The organism is Microbacterium sp. MPR-TSA4 (genome assembly GCF_058792815.1).
The window spans coordinates 147,700-162,907 of the sequence record NZ_JBXAFF010000004.1 but is presented as its reverse complement, the minus strand read 5'-3'; the positions used below and the strand labels follow the sequence as shown (position 1 = coordinate 162,907).

Here is a 15,208-nt window from a genome sequence, read left to right as displayed (position 1 = left end):
GATGGTGGTCATGCGCGGACCTCCGTGGTGGCGGCGTTGGCGGTGGGGGCGTCGGCGGACGCGGGGTCGGTGGCCGCGGCATCCGCCGGTCGGCCGGTGATGGTGAGGAACACCTCGTCGAGCGTCGGCTTCTGCACGCTCATCTCGGTGAGGTGGATGCCGGCCTCGCGCAGGGTGATGAGCAGGTCGGCGACCCGGTCGGGGTCGGCCATCGGCGCCGTGATGCGCGCGGCCTCCGGCGACAGCGCGCCGCGCACGCCGAGCACCTGCGCGATCGCGCGGAGGGCGTCGTCGGTGTCGGCGGCGTCGGCGAGCCGCAGGATCAGCGAGGAGGTGCCGACCGACGCCTTGAGGTCGTCGGCGGTGCCCTCGGCGACGACCCGGCCGTGATCGATCACGGCGATCCGGTCGGCCAGCTGGTCGGCCTCGTCGAGGTACTGCGTCGTGAGCACGACGGTGGAGCCCGTCGCGACCAGCTCGCGGATGGTGTCCCACATCTGTCCGCGCGTGCGCGGGTCGAGGCCCGTCGTCGGCTCGTCGAGGAAGATGAGCGGCGGCTGCGCGAGAAGGGATGCCGCGAGGTCGAGCCGGCGCCGCATGCCGCCGGAGAACTTCTTGAGCGGCCGGCGTGCGGCATCCGTCAGGGCGAAGCGCTCGAGCAGGTCGGCCGCCTTGCTCTTCGCCTCGGCGCGGGACAGGCCCAGCAGCCGACCGAAGATCATGAGGTTCTCGGTCGCCGACAGGGTCTCGTCGACCGAGGCGAACTGGCCGGTGACGCCGATGAGCTGGCGCACGACGTTCGGCTCGCGCATCACGTCGTGGCCGAAGATCTCGGCGCGGCCGCCGTCGGGACGCAGGAGCGTGGCGAGCATGTTGATGGTGGTGGTCTTGCCGGCGCCGTTGGGGCCGAGCACACCGTAGACCGTGCCGGCCTCGACCGTCAGGTCGACGCCGTCCACGGCCCGGTTGTCGCCGAAGACCTTCACGAGGCCTTCGGCGCGCACCGCGAGGGTGGGTGTGGAAGTGGAGGAAGTGGTCATGTCATCCACTGTGCGCCGGAGGCGCTGCCGCCCCGCTGTCACGAGCAGGATGCCGCTGTCACGGCGCTGTCACGGTGCGTCTGCGGGTGACACACTCGATGTATGAGCCTGCACATCACCGACGACCCGGCCGCCGACACCCTGCTCACCGACAACCCGCTCGCGCTGCTGATCGGCATGCTGCTCGACCAGCAGGTGGCGATGGAGACGGCGTTCAGCGGCCCGTTGAAGATCGAGGAGCGCATCGGCGCCGTGGATGCCGCCACCATCGCCGGCTACGACCCCGACGCGCTCGTCGCCGCCTTCCAGCAGTCGCCGGCGGTGCACCGCTACCCCGGGTCGATGGCGGGTCGGGTGCAGACCCTCTGCCGCACCCTCGAGCAGGACTGGGGCGGGGATGCCGCGGCGCTGTGGACCGAGGGCGACCCCGACGGCCCCACCGTGCTGAAGCGGCTGAAGGCGCTGCCGGGCTTCGGCGAGCAGAAGGCCAAGATCTTCCTCGCCCTGCTCGGCAAGCAGTACGGCTTCACGGGCGCCGGATGGCGCGAGGCGGCCGGAGCCTACGGCGAGGAGGGGTCGTACCGGTCGGTCGCGGACATCGTCTCGCCCGACTCGCTCGCCAAGGTCCGCGAGTTCAAGAAGGCGGCGAAGGCCGCGGCGAAGGGCTGAGGCGTCGCGGCCGGGAGGACGGACCCCCGGCCGTTGAGCGAGCGCAGCGAGTCGAAACGCCCCGACTCCCGACGTCAGCCCTGAAGGACCCCCGGCCGTTGAGCGAGCGCAGCGAGTCGAAACGCCCCCAGCGCGCCGGCTCAGCCCTGCACGAACAGGTATCCGCGGTCGTCGTCGAAACCGCCGATGACCAGGCCGCGGCTGTAGTGGCCGAGCATCTCGTCGCGCACGCGCAGTCGCCACGCGGCCGCCTCGGTCGGGTCGGTACGCCGCAGCGCCTCGATGTCATCGGGGATCTGCACCGTCGCCACGACGTCCGCGGCATCCGGCTCGCGCACCGGAGCGGAGGCGAGCGCCCACGCCACCAGCAGGCGGTCGCTGTCGACGCCCTGGCCGCGCTGGTCGAGCTCGGCGCCGTCGTAGGCCGAGCCGTACTGGTCGACGAGGTACTGCACGAACCGCACGCCGATCGTCTTGGCGTTGAAGTGGGCGTTGCGGCGCACGAGCGGGTCGAACGTCCAAGTGACGGTGCCGATGTCGCGGGCGATGGCCCACTGGCGCTGCTGCTGCTTGAGGAGGCGTCCGAACCCGCGGCGCTGGTACTCCGGCAGCACGCCGGTCACGTGCGAGTGCATCGCGTGCTGCTCGGGCGGCGAGAAGAACGCGACGGATGCCCCGACGATGCGATCACCGTCGTAGAGACCCACCACGTAGTTGCCCGAGTACTGCAGCGCCCGCATGAGCGGCGCCGGCAGCGGATCGCGCCCACCCCAGATCTCGACGAGGATGCGATGCGCGGCGAAGATCTCGTCGAGCGTGTCGAGATCGCGGATGCTGAGCGTGGACTCGGATGCGCCGGATGCCATGCCTCCACGGTAGCCGTTCGACGGCGACCGTCGCGGCGTCGATCGGTGGATGCCGCGACTCAGGCGCCGCGCAGGCGCTCGCCGAGGTAGCCCACGAGCGCGTCGAGGGCGATGCGCTCCTGCGCCATGGTGTCGCGATCGCGCACGGTGACGGCCTGGTCGTCGAGCGAGTCGAAGTCGACCGTCACGCAGAACGGCGTGCCGATCTCGTCCTGCCGGCGGTAGCGCCGACCGATGGCCCCGGCGTCGTCGAAGTCGACGTTCCAGCCCTGCGCGCGCAGGTCGTCGGCCACCTGGCGCGCCAGCGGCGAGAGACGCTCGTTGCGCGAGAGGGGCAGCACGGCGACCTTCACGGGAGCCAGGCGCGGGTCGAGCGCGAGCACCGTGCGGGTGTCGGTGCCGCCCTTGGCGTTGGGCACCTCCTCCTCGCGGTACGCGTCGACCAGGAACGCCATCATCGCGCGGGTGAGACCGAACGAGGGCTCGATGACGTAGGGCGTGTACTTCTCACCCGAGGCCTGGTCGAAGAAGGTGAGCGACTGGCCGGACGCCTCGGAGTGGCTCTTGAGGTCGTAGTCGGTGCGGTTGGCGACACCCATGAGCTCGCCCCACTCCTTGCCCGGGAAGCCGAAGCGGTACTCGACGTCGATGGTGCCGGCGGAGTAGTGCGCGCGGTCCTCCTCGGGCACGTCGAACCGCTTCATGTTGGCGGGGTCGACACCGAGGTCGACGAACCAGTTCCAGCACGCCTCCACCCAGTGCTCGAACCACTGGTGCGCCTCGGCGGGCGGCGTGAAGTACTCGATCTCCATCTGCTCGAACTCGCGCGTGCGGAAGATGAAGTTGCCGGGGGTGATCTCGTTGCGGAAGGCCTTACCGACCTGGCCCACGCCGAACGGCGGCTTGCGACGCGACGCCGTCAGCACGTTCGAGAAGTTGACGAAGATGCCCTGCGCCGTCTCGGGGCGCAGGAAGTACAGGCCCGACTCGTCGTCGACGACACCCAGGTAGGTCTTGACGAGGCCGGAGAACGCCTTCGGCTCGGTGTACTGGCCCTTGGTGCCGCAGTTGGGGCAGGGGATGTCGGCGAGACCGTTCTCGGCGGGGCGGCCCTTGCGCGCCTCGAAGTCCTCGATGAGGTTGTCGGCGCGGAAGCGCTTGTGGCAGTGGAGGCACTCGACCAGCGGGTCGGTGAACGTGGCGACGTGGCCGGAAGCCTCCCAGACGCGCTTGGGGAGGATGATGCTCGAGTCGAGCCCGACCATGTCGGCGCGGCCGCGCACGAACGTCTGCCACCACTGACGGCGGATGTTCTCCTTGAGCTCCGTGCCGAGCGGGCCGTAGTCCCACGCCGACCGCGATCCGCCGTAGATCTCGCCGGCCTGGAAGACGAAACCGCGATGACGGGCGAGGGCGATGACTTTGTCGAGGCGGGACTGCTCGGCCACAGGTGGCTCCAAATGGTCGTGTCGCGAATGCGAAAAGGGTGTGGATGCCGAGAGCTCCGGCATCCGTCGAGTCTAGTCTTCCGCCGCAGCGGCTTCCCGGCCCACCCGTCCAGACGGCTGCGGGCGCGGCACCGTCATGGATTCGGATCTCGCCGACGGATGCGGATGCCGCGCGCGGCGGCATCCGCATCCGTTCACAACTTCCGATTCTGTTGGTTCGGTCGCTACCGCTTCGGCTTGCGGACGAAGAGCGTCTCGCTCTGCTCGAGGGCCATGCCCTTCGTCTCCGGGATCTTCCAGAGGACGAAGACGAAGGACAGCGCCGCGAAGACCGCGTACATGCCGTACGTGAACGGGAGCGAGAACGCCGCGAGCTGCGGGAACGTCCACGAGACGAGGAAGTTGGCGATCCACTGCGCCCCGGCCGCGACGCCGAGCGCCTTCCCGCGGATGCGGCTGGGGAAGATCTCGCCGAGCAGCACCCACACGATCGGGCCCCAGGAGGCGCCGAATCCGACGACGAACAGGTTCGCCGCCACCAGGGCGATCGGCCCCCACGCCCCGGGCAGCGTGACCTCGCCGTCCACCGTCTGGGCGAACGCGAAGGCGAGCGCCATCGTGCCCAGGGAGAGCGCCATCAGGAGCGAGCCGGTCATCAGGATGGGCTTGCGGCCGATGCGGTCGACCAGGAAGATCGCGATCAGCGTGACGAGCACATTGGTCACGGACGTGAACACGCTGATTAGCAGCGAGTTGCTCTCATCGAAGCCGACGGCCCGCCAGAGCGTCGTCGAGTAGTAGAAGATCACGTTGATGCCGACCAGCTGCTGGAACGCCGACAGGATGATGCCGATCCACACGACGGGCTGAAGGCCGAGTGCCGAACCCCGGAGGGAGGCGGTCCGGTTCTTGCGATCGTCCTCGATGCCGCTGATCAGCTCGTTCATCGTCTTGTCGAGGTCGGCCGCCGGGACGAGACGCTCGAAGATCGCCCGTGCCTCGTCGTTGCGCCCCTTGGCGAGCAGGAAACGCGGAGACTCCGGCATCGTCAGGGAGAGGATGCCGTAGACCGCGGCCGGGATGACGCCGATGAGGAACATCCAGCGCCAGGCCTCCAGCCCCCACCAGAGCACGTTGTCGGCGCTGCCGGCGGCGCCGGCCAGCACCGCGTTGCTCAGCAGGGCGGTGAAGATTCCGAGCGTGATCGCGAGCTGCTGCAGCGAGGCGAGGCTGCCGCGCACCTGGCGCGGCGCGACCTCCGCGATGTAGGCGGGGGCGACGACCGAGGCGATGCCGATCCCGATGCCGCCGAGCACGCGCCAGACGATGAGATCGGGGACGCTGAAGGTCAAGGCCGACCCGATCGAGCTGGCGAGGAACATCGCCGAGCCGAGCAGCATGACCCGAAGGCGCCCCCAGCGGTCGGACAGCGCGCCGGCGATGACCGCTCCCAGCGCACAGCCGAGAAGGGCGACGGCGACGACGAATCCGGTGAGGAGCGCGTCCTTCGTGTACGTGGACTCGATGGAGGAGACGGCGCCGTTGATGACGGAGGAGTCGAAGCCGAAGAGGAACCCGCCGACCGCGGCGGCGACCGACAGCGCGGCGGCCCGTCGCCCGTAGGGGCTCCTCATCGAGAACGTTCCGGCGGGGAGGGAGTCGGTCGTGGTCACTCGGAAAACGATAGCTCCGCGCCGAGGGGTGCGGGCGGTCCTCCGCTCCGTCGGCGATCAGCTGAGGAAGGAGATGGCCACCGGGTAGGTGTACCACTCGCCCTTGTTCGCCTTCACGGCGGCGATGATCGAGAAGACGATGCGCACGACGTAGACGAGGGGGACGACGAGGAAGCCGATCAGCACGATCATCAGCACGTAGCCGACGACCTCGGCGATGAGCAGGGTGAGCTGGAAGTTGAGCGCCGTCGCGGTGTGCGCGCGCACGAACGGGCCGCGGTCTTTCAGCACGAGGTAGCCGATGAGCGCCGGAAGGAATCCGAAGAGGGCCCCGCCGACGTGTACGAGGGTCGCCCACATCTTCTCGTCGGACGGGTTCATCGGCTGCGGGCCGGGCTGCGGATACGGCGGAGTGGTCATGCGACCAGCGTAGAGGTCTGGACACGCCGGGCCCGAGGGGGTTATCCCGAGATCTGGGCGTTCCTCGGCATCCGGGGGCATCGTTCGATACGGTCGAAGGACATCGGCAACGCAAAGGAAAGTGGGTTCGTAACGTGGAGATTCTTGCCGCTGGGGGAACGCTCGTGATCGTCGGCATCGCCGTGGTCGCCGCGATCGTCCTCCTCATCTTCTTGCTCATCATGGTCCGCGCCTGGTACAAGGTCGCCAAGGCCGACCAGGCCCTGGTCATCGTCGGCAAGAACCAGAAGAACGCCAGCGGCGAGTCGTCGCGCATCTCGGTGATCACCGGGGGCGGCGCCCTCGTCAACCCGCTGACGCAGCGCGCCGAGATGATCTCGCTGCGCGCACGTCAGATCAAGATGGAGCCGACGGCGCAGGCCTCCAACGGTGTGACCGTCAACGTCTCGGGCGTCGCGCTGGTGAAGATCGGTTCGGATCCCGAGTTCGTCCGCCGTGCGGCCGAACGCTTCCTCTCGCAGGACGGCGCGATCGAGCAGTTCACCACCGAGCAGTTGGAGGGCGCGCTGCGCGGCGTCGTCGCGACCCTCACCGTCGAGCAGCTCATGAAGGACCGCCAGAAGCTCTCCGACCAGATCGCCGAGGGCATCAAGAGCGACCTGCTCGCCCAGGGGCTCATCCTCGACTCGTTCCAGATCCAGGGCGTCACCGACAAGAACGGCTACATCGACGCCCTCGGTGCCACCGAGGTCGAGCGCGTCCGCCGCGAGGCCGAGGTCGCCCGCATCAACGCCGCGCGGGAGGTGCGCGCCCGCCAGATCGCGACCGACGAGGCCAACCTCGTCGAGCAGACCGCGTTCGACAAGAACTCCGCCGCGGCGGCCGCCGAGGTCGGTCGGGCTCGCGCCGAGGCCGAGCAGGCCGAGGCCCTCGCCCGGGCCGAGCGCGAGCAGGCGGTGCTGCTGCAGGGTGCCGAGAACAAGCAGGCGCAGCTCGACGCCGACATCAAGAAGGTCGCCGATGCAGACCTCTACCAGCGCCAGCGCGCCGCGGATGCCGCGGCGTACGGCGAGGTGAAGGCCGCCGAGGCGCGTGCGCAGATCGCGGCGCAGGAGGCGGAGGCCACGCGCCTGCGCGCTCAGGCCGAGGCCGACGCGGTGCGCCTCGTCGGCGAGGCGCGGGCGTCCGCGATCGAGGCGGAGGCCGAGGCCCTCTCGAAGAACCAGGAGGCGTTGCTCGCACAGCGCGCCCTCGAGGCGCTCGTGCCGATGATGACGGAGTTCGCGCGCGGCTTCGACAAGGTCGGCTCGATCACGGTGCTCGGCGGCGAGGGCGCCTCCAGCCACATGGCGGCGGAGTCGGCCTCGAGCATGCGGGCGAGCTTCGACGCGATCCAGGCGGCCACCGGCATCGACCTGCGTCAGGTGATCCAGGGGCAGGCGACGGGTCGGGGGATGGCCCAGGGCCTGCGCGAGGAGCAGGCATCGCGCACGGATGCCGCGGCATCCGCCGAGATCCCCACCCCCTGATCGGAGATGCAGGCGTCGGCGCGGCGCCGGTCGTTCAGTGACCGGCGCCGTCGCCCTCGCCGCACCAGGCGGTGACCCACGCCAGCAGCTCCCCCTTGAGGGCAGGGCCGGCGGCGAGGGCGAACTGGCCGGGTTCGTCGTCGACCACGACGTCGACGACGAAGACGGTGCCGCGCTTGTCCTCCTGCACGGCGTGGGGGTCGCAGCGCGCCGGCACGAGCGGCAGCGCGATGGTCGTCGGGTCAGGATGGCCGTCGGCGAGATCGATGTCCAGCGCGTACACGCCTCCCGTGGCGGCGGGAAACGTCAGCAGGTTCGTCTCGCGGATGCCGGTGAGCTCGACGTGGGCGGTGCCGCCGCGCGGGACGATCGACACCGACAGCGTCGCGGGCGCTCCCGGGGTCGACGGGGCGAACGCGGTGAGGTCGACGTCGGCGACCTGGCGCACGTGCTGCTCGACGCAGTCGCGCCGGTGGAGCGCGGCGAGGAACGGGAACAGCTCCGGCGCCGGCGCGCTCGCCCGGCCCGCCCGTCCGTCGATCACGTAGTCGAACGTCACGGTGCTCGCGGCATCCTGCGGGGCGTCGCACACCGCGCCCGGCAACTGCACGCGGACGTCGACCGTCGACCCCGGACCCAACGGAGAGACCCTGTCGACGATGCGCGTGGCGGGCGCCGCGAACCGGGGATCGTCGAGTCGGACCGCACCCACCTCGATCGCGACGTCGCCGTGGTTCTCGATCCGCACCTCGGCCTGCCGGTCGGCGACATCGGACCGCTGCTGGGTGACGACCACCGCGACCCCCGCCGGTGGCGGCCCCGGGCTGACGGCCGGCTCCGCGTCGGCGGCGCACCCCGTGAGCAGCGCCGTCGCGATCACCGCCGCAGCGACGGCCGACCGGTGCCGCACGCGGCTCACCGCCGCAGCTCCACCCGCGCGACCGTCGCATCGTCGAGGGCGACGGGATCGATCTCCACGCCGATGCCCGGCGCGGTCGGCACGCGCACGTACCCGTCTTCCAGCACGATCGGGTCGCGCACGATGTCGCGCGCGTAGAAGCGGGATGATGCCGAGACGTCGCCCGGCAGGGTGAAACCGGGCAGCGCCGCGAGGGCCGCGTTCGCCGCACGGCCGATGCCGGTCTCGAGCATGCCGCCGCACCACACCGGGACGCCCGCCTCCCGACACAGGTCGTGGACGCGGACCGCTTCGAGGTAGCCGCCGACGCGTCCGGCCTTGATGTTGATGATGGCGGCGGCGCGCAGAGCGAGCGCGTCGCGCGCGGCCTTGGCCGACACGATCGACTCGTCCAGGCAGAGGGGCGTGCGCAGCCGTGCCGCCAGCGCGGCGTGGTCGACGATGTCGTCCTCCTGCAGCGGCTGTTCGATCAGCAGCAGGTCGAACCGGTCGAGCTCGGCGAGGGTGTCGGCATCGGCGAGCGTGTAGGCCGAGTTCGCATCCACCTGCAGCGCGATGGCGCCGAAGGCGTCCCGCACGGCGGCGGTGTCGGCGACGTCGCGGCCGGGCTTGATCTTGATCTTGATCCGTACGTAGCCCTCGTCGAGGTAGCCGGCCACGACATCGACGAGCGCGGCCGGGTCGCGCTGGATGCCGACCGACACCCCGCTCGGCACGCGGTCGACCGTGGCGCCGAGGTACTCGCCCAGCGGGCGCCCCTCGGCGCAGAGGGCCGCATCGAGGACGGCGAGCTCCAGGCCGGCCTTCACCATGCGGTGGCCGACGAAGGGCTCCAGCACGGCCGACACGTCCTCGGGCGAAAGGCCGCCGGAGGCGGAGGACCCGGCATCCAGCAGCGCCGGCACGAGGAAGCGCTGAGCCACGTCCCACGCGCCCTGCGTGTACTCGCTGGAGTACAGCGGCGCCTGCTGGGTGACGATCTCGCCCCACCCGTCGCTGCCGGCCGTGCGGGCGCGCACGACGATCGCCTCCCGCACGGTCTCGGTGCCGAACGACGTCGTGAAGGGCGAGACCAGCGGCAGGTGCACGACGCGCAGCTCGACGGCGTCGAGGCGCACGGGTGCGGCGGGGCGGGCGATCGGCATGCGCTCAGGCTACGCCGCGCGCGGGTGCGGCGGGCTCGTGCTCAGCGGTGGGCGCGCAGCACGGCGAAGCGCGGCGCGATGTAGGTGCTGCGACGCGGCGCCCGGGGCAGCAGGGCTCCGGTGATGGCGGTGATGAAAGTGCGCACGGCATCCGTCCTCTCGAGGTCTTCACTCAAGAGAGGGCGGATGCCGTGGCTTATGACGCGGGTTCGCGAAATCAGTCGTCGACGACGGTGACCGCGACCTCGATGTTGCCGCGCGTGGCGTTCGAGTACGGGCACACCTGGTGGGCGGCGTCGGCGAGCTGCTGCGCGACGGCGAGGTCGACGTCGGGGATGTTGACCTCGAGCGCGACGGCCAGCTGGAATCCACCCTGGCCGTTGGGGCCGATGCCGACGCGCGAGCCCACGCTGGAGCCCTCGATGCTCACCTTCTGGGCGCGAGCGACGCTCTGCAGGGCGCTGTGGAAGCAGGCCGCGTACCCGGCGGCGAACAGGAGCTCCGGGTTCGGGGCCTCACCGGCGCCGCCCATCTCCTTGGGGACGCGCACGTCGAAGTCGAGGATGCCGTCGGTGGTGCGGACGTGTCCGTTGCGGCCGCCGCCGGTGGCGAGGGCTTCTGCGGTGTAGAGGGTGTCCATGGTGGTTCCTTTCGTGGAGGTGGGAGGGCGCGCCGCTCAGGCGGCGGTGCGCAGGTCGGCGGCGAGCGCGCGCATGTTGGCGGTGATGGCGGCGAGCTGTTCGAGCAGCTCGCCGAGGCCGCGGCCGCTGTCGACGAACGCGGGCACGAGGCAGCCGGCAGCCGCCACGACGTCGGCGTGGACCTCGCGCCCGGCGGCGGTCAGCGCGACGCGCACGACGCGTTCGTCGGCGGCGTCACGGCGACGCAGGACCAGACCGCGGTCCTCCAGACGCCGCAGCAGCGGCGAGAGCGTGCCCGAGTCGAGGCCGAGTTCGTCGCCGAGTCCGCTCACGGTGCGCTCGCCCGCGGCCAGCACGATCAGCGCCAGGTACTGCGGATACGTGAGCTTCCACGGCTTCAGCACTTCGCGATAGGCCTGCGTCGTGGCGTGCGAGGCGGTGTACATCGCGAAGCAGACGAACTCGTCGAGCGTGGCGGGAGCGGACATGAGGAAAGCATTGCACACAATTCAGTTGTGCACAATTTGTCTCGGGAGGCGTGTCAGCGCGACAGCGTGAACCCGTCCGGATCGCCCTCCCGCGGCGGCCGCAGCTGCGGCGGCAGCGGCCACGGCAGGACGATCCCCTCGTGCGGCCGGCTCATGTCGCCGTAGTCGTCGACCTTGACGACGATCCGCGCCGGCGTCACCTCGACGAGCCGGACGCGCACCGGCTGCCCCTCACCGCGCTCGAGCATCCACGGCTCGGCCAGGAACGCGAGACCCCGCCGCTCGAGCGCGTCCTCGGCATCCAGCCAGTCGACGGATGCCGCGACCACCCGCCCCAGCACGTCGATCGCCGTCCAGGCGTCGCCGTCCGGCCGTATCCAGCCGAGACGTTCGCCGTCCTCCCGGCGGTGCGCCGTCCAATCCTCCGGAACGACCCCGCCGACGCTCACGCCGTCACCCCCTCACGGACGAACAGGTAGCCGCGGTCGTCGAATCCGGCGACCCTGAAGCCGTCCTCGGTGAGCCCGAGGAACGCCTCCCGCACGCGGTACCGCCAGTCCAGCGCCTCACCGGGTGCCTCGCGTCGCAGCCGTTCGATGTCGGCGGGCACCTCCACGGTGGTGACGATGTCCTGCTCGCGCGGCGGGGCGGCGGGCGCATCCAGATCCCAGACGGCGAAGATGCGGTCGGTCTCGTCGCCGCGGTTCACCCCGTCGTCCATGGCGCCGTAGTGGTCCACGAAGTACGCGCCCACGCGCGCGCCGAGAACGCGCAGGTTGAACGACGCGTTGCGGGCGACGAGCGGATCGAAGGTCCAGGTGATGTGGTGCACGTCGCGCCCGAGCGCCCACTCCCGCTGATGCTGCTTGAGCAGCCGCCCGAGTCCCCGCCCCCGATACCCGCCGACGATGCCGGTGATGTGCGAGTGCAGCGACCGGTCGTCGGGAGCGGCGAAGAACCCGACCGACGCGCCGATCATGCGCTCCGCCGCGGGATCGCCCTCCGTCGGGGCGGCATACAGCCCGACGGCGTAGTTGCCCACGTGCGCGAGCGCCCTCAGGAGGTTCGCGGGCATGCCCGTGCGATCGCCGCCCCACACCTCGCTGAGCACGGCGGACGCCGCCGTGATCTGGGCCATGGTCTGCAGGGGTCGGATGCGGAACCCGTCGGGGGTCCGGCTGTCGAGGTCCTCCATGCCGTCACCCTACGCCGGACCCCGACGGAGCCACCGCGCCGACCGGACGATAGCCTGAAACGATGGCTACCGACGACTCCGCGCGCAGACGGCTGGCGCGGATGCCGCCGCAGGGCGCCATCGTCGCCGTGCTGGCGCTGGCCGGCCTCGCCTCGTCGTTCATGTTCACGCTGGTCGTCCCGATCCAGACGCGCCTGCCCGACCTCCTGCACGCCGACCGCGACGACACGGCGTGGGTGGTCACCGCGACGCTCCTCGCGGCCGCCGTCATCACGCCGATCGCGGGGCGTCTGGGCGACATGTACGGCAAGCGCCGCATCGTGCTGGTGCTGCTGGCGACGCTCGTCGTCGGCTCCGTCATCGCGGCGCTGTCGACGGGGTTGGTCTGGCTGATCGTCGGCCGCGCCCTGCAGGGGGCCGTGACCGGCGTGATCCCCCTCGGCATCTCGATCCTGCGCGACGTGCTCCACGAAGACCGCGTCGACCCGGCCATCGCCCTCATCAGCGCGACCCTCGGCGTCGGCGGCGCGCTCGGACTCCCCGTGAGCGCACTCGTGACCGAGAACGCCGACTGGCACGCCCTCTTCTGGACGGCCGCCGCCCTCGGCGCGATCGTGTTCGTGCTCGTCCTGCTCGTCGTCCCCGTGAGCATCCTGCGCACGGCGGGCCGCTTCGACTACGTCGGCGCGCTCGGTCTCGCGGTGGGCCTGCTCGGCATCCTGCTCGCCATCTCGCGCGGCGACGCCTGGGGGTGGGCGTCACCGGCGACCCTCGGCTGCGGCCTCGGCGGTGTGGCCGTCCTCCTCGTCTGGGGGTGGTACGAACTGCGGATCGCCGAGCCTCTGCTCGACCTGCGCGTCGCCGCCCGGCGCCCCGTGCTGCTGACGAACCTCGCGTCGGTCGCGATGGGGTTCTCGCTGTTCTCGTCCAACGTGTCCTACCCGCAGCTGCTCGAGCTGCCCGCACCGACCGGCTTCGGGCTCACGCTGCTGGCGGCGAGCCTGGTGATCATGCCGTCCGGCCTGGTCATGATGGTGCTCTCCCCGTTCTCCGGGCGCCTCGCGAGCACCGTCGGGCCGCGACGGCTGCTCATCCTCGGCGCGATCGCGCTGATCGCCGCCTACGGCTTCAGCCTGCTGTTCGCGTCGGCCATCTGGCACATCCTCATCGCGAACCTCCTCATCGGCGTCGGCATCGGGTTCGGCTACGCCGCGATGCCCATGCTCATCATGCGCTCGGTGCCGCAGACCGAGACCGGAGCCTCCAACGGCCTCAACGCCCTCTTCCGCTCGCTGGGGACGAGCTCGGCCGCGGCGGTCGTCGGGGCGGTGCTCGCCGGCATGTCGACGGTGCAGGACGGACGCGCCGTGCCCACGGCATCCGCCTTCCAGGTGTCGTTCTGGCTCGGGCTCGCCGCCGCGGTCATCGCGCTCACGGTCGCGGCCTTCATCCCGCTGCGCCCCGCCGACGAGCACCACCCCGCGTTGCCGGCGGACCACTAGCCTCGCACCATGAGTCCGCGCCAGCCCGTCCTGCCCGCGCCCGCGTCCTCCGGAGACCGCGACACCCGGTTCTTCGGCCAGCCCTGGGCACTCGCCCACGTGTTCGGTGTGGAGATGTGGGAGCGGTTCAGCTTCTACGGCATGCAGGGCATCCTGCTCATCTACCTGTACTACTCGGTGAGCGAGGGCGGCCTCGGCGTCGATCAGGGCGTGGCCGCCGGCATCGTCGGAGCCTACGGCGGCGCCGTCTACCTCTCCACGATCCTCGGCGCCTGGATCGCCGACCGGATCCTCGGAGCGGAGCGCGTGCTGTTCCTCAGCGCGATCGTCATCATGGCCGGCCACATCGCCCTCGCGCTGCTGCCGGGCTTCGTCGGCGTGGGCGTGGGCCTCGTGCTCGTCGCGATCGGCTCCGGCGGGCTGAAGGCCACCGCGACCAGCGTCGTGGGCACCCTCTACGGCCCGGACGACACCCGCCGCGACGGCGGATTCTCGCTGTTCTACCTCGGCATCAACCTGGGCGCGTTCGCCGGGCCGCTGCTGACCGGCCTCCTCCAGTCGAGCCTCGGCTTCCACTGGGGCTTCGGCCTCGCCGCCGTCGGGATGGCCCTGGGGCTCGTGCAGTATTCGTTCGGCCGCCGTCAGCTGCCCGCCGCGGCACGCGCGGTGCCCAACCCGCTGCCGCGCGAGCGCTACCCGCTGATGATCGGCATCGCGGTCGCCGGGGTCGTCCTCATCGTCATCCTGGTGCTGCTCGGCGTCATCCGCGCCGACAACCTCGCCCTGATCGTGATCGTCACCGTGATCGGGGCGGCGATCGCCTACTTCGCGGTCATCCTGTCCAGCCGCCGGGTGGATGCCGAGGAGCGCAGCCGCGTGTGGGGATTCGTGCCGCTGTTCCTCACCTCGGTCGCCTTCTGGTCGCTGTACCAGCAGCAGTTCACGGTGCTGACGGTGTACTCCGACAAGCGGCTGAACCGCGACCTGTTCGGCTGGGAGATGCCGGTGTCGTGGGTGAACTCCATCAACCCGGTGTTCATCATCGTGCTCTCCGGCGTCTTCGCCGCGGTGTGGACGAAGCTCGGCGCACGCCAACCCGCCACGCCGGTGAAGTTCGGCGTCGCCGCCATCGTGATGGGCGCGGCGTTCCTGCTGTTCCTGCCCTTCGCGGGCGGCGGCGAGAACTCGACGCCGCTGCTGGCCATCGTCGGCATCCTGTTCGTGTTCACCGTGGCGGAGCTGCTGCTCTCGCCGGTGGGCCTGTCGGTGACGACCAAGCTGGCCCCCGACGCCTTCCACACCCAGATGGTGGCGCTGTTCTTCCTGTCGGTGGCGCTCGGCACCGCGATCGCCGGCCAGCTCGCGACCCTCTACGACCCCGACGACGAGGTGCCCTACTTCTCCGTGCTGGGCCTCATCGCGATCGGCGTCGGCGTGCTGCTGCTGCTCTTCGCGAAGCCGGTCCTCCGGCTCATGCGCGGCGTGCGCTGAGGCGGCATCCGCCCACCGGACGCGGGTGTCACCCGACGTCACACGTCCGCGCAGACGGCGCCGGTCGCCGTATCCTGGCGGTGGCTCGAAAACCGGAAGCCTCCGCCTTGAGCAGCCTGCGCCCCTCGCCGCTGCAAGAGCCTTCTGACACTCGCCCGCCCCGCGGGCCATCGTCCTCAGGA

The 15,208-nt window shown here is 71.0% G+C and carries 15 protein-coding genes; 4 read left to right on the top strand and 11 right to left on the bottom strand.

What is annotated here, in order from left to right; genetic code table 11:
* Positions 1-8: 8 nt before the first annotated feature.
* Positions 9-1,040, bottom strand: coding sequence for an ATP-binding cassette domain-containing protein (locus tag AC1Q49_RS04330; protein WP_198553666.1), 1,032 nt, complete (start codon positions 1,038-1,040; stop codon positions 9-11).
* A gap of 102 nt (positions 1,041-1,142) precedes the next feature.
* On the opposite strand from AC1Q49_RS04330, the gene AC1Q49_RS04325 reads away from it, so the two are divergent.
* Positions 1,143-1,709, top strand: coding sequence for an HhH-GPD-type base excision DNA repair protein (locus AC1Q49_RS04325; protein WP_492491053.1), 567 nt, complete (start codon positions 1,143-1,145; stop codon positions 1,707-1,709).
* Positions 1,710-1,849: 140 nt separating this feature from the next.
* Here the strand turns inward: AC1Q49_RS04325 and AC1Q49_RS04320 are convergent, their stop codons facing one another.
* From AC1Q49_RS04320 to AC1Q49_RS04305, 4 genes are all read right to left on the bottom strand, one after another.
* The gene (locus tag AC1Q49_RS04320) at positions 1,850-2,575 is read right to left on the bottom strand and encodes a GNAT family N-acetyltransferase (protein ID WP_492491052.1); all 726 of its coding nucleotides are present in this window, start codon (positions 2,573-2,575) and stop codon (positions 1,850-1,852) included.
* Positions 2,576-2,634: 59 nt separating this feature from the next.
* Positions 2,635-4,023 (bottom strand): glycine--tRNA ligase, encoded by a 1,389-nt coding sequence (locus AC1Q49_RS04315; RefSeq protein ID WP_101305402.1) that lies wholly within the window; start codon positions 4,021-4,023, stop codon positions 2,635-2,637.
* Positions 4,024-4,247: 224 nt separating this feature from the next.
* Positions 4,248-5,657, bottom strand: coding sequence for a sugar porter family MFS transporter (locus AC1Q49_RS04310; RefSeq protein WP_375140958.1), 1,410 nt, complete (start codon positions 5,655-5,657; stop codon positions 4,248-4,250).
* A gap of 96 nt (positions 5,658-5,753) precedes the next feature.
* Positions 5,754-6,116, bottom strand: coding sequence for a DUF4870 domain-containing protein (locus tag AC1Q49_RS04305; protein ID WP_232783977.1), 363 nt, complete (start codon positions 6,114-6,116; stop codon positions 5,754-5,756).
* 164 nt (positions 6,117-6,280) lie between these two features.
* Here AC1Q49_RS04305 and AC1Q49_RS04300 point away from each other — a divergent pair, with 164 nt between their 5' ends.
* A complete protein-coding gene (locus AC1Q49_RS04300) occupies positions 6,281-7,645 on the top strand; it encodes an SPFH domain-containing protein (RefSeq protein ID WP_492491059.1) in 1,365 nt (454 codons plus the stop codon).
* A gap of 34 nt (positions 7,646-7,679) precedes the next feature.
* Here the strand turns inward: AC1Q49_RS04300 and AC1Q49_RS04295 are convergent, their stop codons facing one another.
* From AC1Q49_RS04295 to AC1Q49_RS04270, 6 genes are all read right to left on the bottom strand, one after another.
* Positions 7,680-8,564, bottom strand: coding sequence for a hypothetical protein (locus AC1Q49_RS04295; RefSeq protein ID WP_492491051.1), 885 nt, complete (start codon positions 8,562-8,564; stop codon positions 7,680-7,682).
* Complete coding sequence (menC, locus tag AC1Q49_RS04290) at positions 8,561-9,709, bottom strand: o-succinylbenzoate synthase (protein WP_492491050.1); 1,149 nt, start codon at positions 9,707-9,709, stop codon at positions 8,561-8,563. Before menC ends, AC1Q49_RS04295 begins: the two co-directional genes overlap by 4 nt.
* 217 nt (positions 9,710-9,926) lie before the next feature.
* Positions 9,927-10,349 (bottom strand): organic hydroperoxide resistance protein, encoded by a 423-nt coding sequence (locus AC1Q49_RS04285; RefSeq protein WP_060959673.1) that lies wholly within the window; start codon positions 10,347-10,349, stop codon positions 9,927-9,929.
* Between the two features lie 36 nt (positions 10,350-10,385).
* A complete protein-coding gene (locus tag AC1Q49_RS04280) occupies positions 10,386-10,838 on the bottom strand; it encodes a MarR family winged helix-turn-helix transcriptional regulator (protein ID WP_061782214.1) in 453 nt (150 codons plus the stop codon).
* A 53-nt stretch (positions 10,839-10,891) separates the two neighbouring features.
* A complete protein-coding gene (locus AC1Q49_RS04275) occupies positions 10,892-11,287 on the bottom strand; it encodes a hypothetical protein (protein ID WP_060959675.1) in 396 nt (131 codons plus the stop codon).
* Positions 11,284-12,033 (bottom strand): GNAT family N-acetyltransferase, encoded by a 750-nt coding sequence (locus AC1Q49_RS04270; protein WP_492491049.1) that lies wholly within the window; start codon positions 12,031-12,033, stop codon positions 11,284-11,286. The genes AC1Q49_RS04275 and AC1Q49_RS04270 overlap by 4 nt, the downstream gene beginning before the upstream one ends.
* A gap of 101 nt (positions 12,034-12,134) precedes the next feature.
* On the opposite strand from AC1Q49_RS04270, the gene AC1Q49_RS04265 reads away from it, so the two are divergent.
* Both AC1Q49_RS04265 and AC1Q49_RS04260 read left to right on the top strand, forming a co-directional pair.
* On the top strand, positions 12,135-13,535 hold the full coding sequence (locus AC1Q49_RS04265) for an MFS transporter (RefSeq protein WP_492491058.1): 1,401 nt from the start codon (positions 12,135-12,137) through the stop codon (positions 13,533-13,535).
* Between the two features lie 9 nt (positions 13,536-13,544).
* Complete coding sequence (locus tag AC1Q49_RS04260; protein WP_191009441.1) at positions 13,545-15,026, top strand: peptide MFS transporter; 1,482 nt, start codon at positions 13,545-13,547, stop codon at positions 15,024-15,026.
* The last annotated feature ends 182 nt before the right edge of the window (positions 15,027-15,208 follow it).

Excerpts from the sequence above, each read along its gene's own strand:
- AC1Q49_RS04330 (WP_198553666.1), bottom strand. The coding sequence starts at position 1,040 with ATGACCACTTCCTCCACTTCCACACCCACCCTCGCGGTGCGCGCCGAA.
- AC1Q49_RS04325 (WP_492491053.1), top strand. The coding sequence starts at position 1,143 with ATGAGCCTGCACATCACCGACGACCCGGCCGCCGACACCCTGCTCACC.
- AC1Q49_RS04320 (WP_492491052.1), bottom strand. The coding sequence starts at position 2,575 with ATGGCATCCGGCGCATCCGAGTCCACGCTCAGCATCCGCGATCTCGAC.
- AC1Q49_RS04310 (WP_375140958.1), bottom strand. The coding sequence starts at position 5,657 with ATGAGGAGCCCCTACGGGCGACGGGCCGCCGCGCTGTCGGTCGCCGCC.
- AC1Q49_RS04305 (WP_232783977.1), bottom strand. The coding sequence starts at position 6,116 with ATGACCACTCCGCCGTATCCGCAGCCCGGCCCGCAGCCGATGAACCCG.
- menC (WP_492491050.1), bottom strand. The coding sequence starts at position 9,709 with ATGCCGATCGCCCGCCCCGCCGCACCCGTGCGCCTCGACGCCGTCGAG.
- AC1Q49_RS04285 (WP_060959673.1), bottom strand. The coding sequence starts at position 10,349 with ATGGACACCCTCTACACCGCAGAAGCCCTCGCCACCGGCGGCGGCCGC.
- AC1Q49_RS04280 (WP_061782214.1), bottom strand. The coding sequence starts at position 10,838 with ATGTCCGCTCCCGCCACGCTCGACGAGTTCGTCTGCTTCGCGATGTAC.
- AC1Q49_RS04270 (WP_492491049.1), bottom strand. The coding sequence starts at position 12,033 with ATGGAGGACCTCGACAGCCGGACCCCCGACGGGTTCCGCATCCGACCC.
- AC1Q49_RS04265 (WP_492491058.1), top strand. The coding sequence starts at position 12,135 with ATGCCGCCGCAGGGCGCCATCGTCGCCGTGCTGGCGCTGGCCGGCCTC.
- AC1Q49_RS04260 (WP_191009441.1), top strand. The coding sequence starts at position 13,545 with ATGAGTCCGCGCCAGCCCGTCCTGCCCGCGCCCGCGTCCTCCGGAGAC.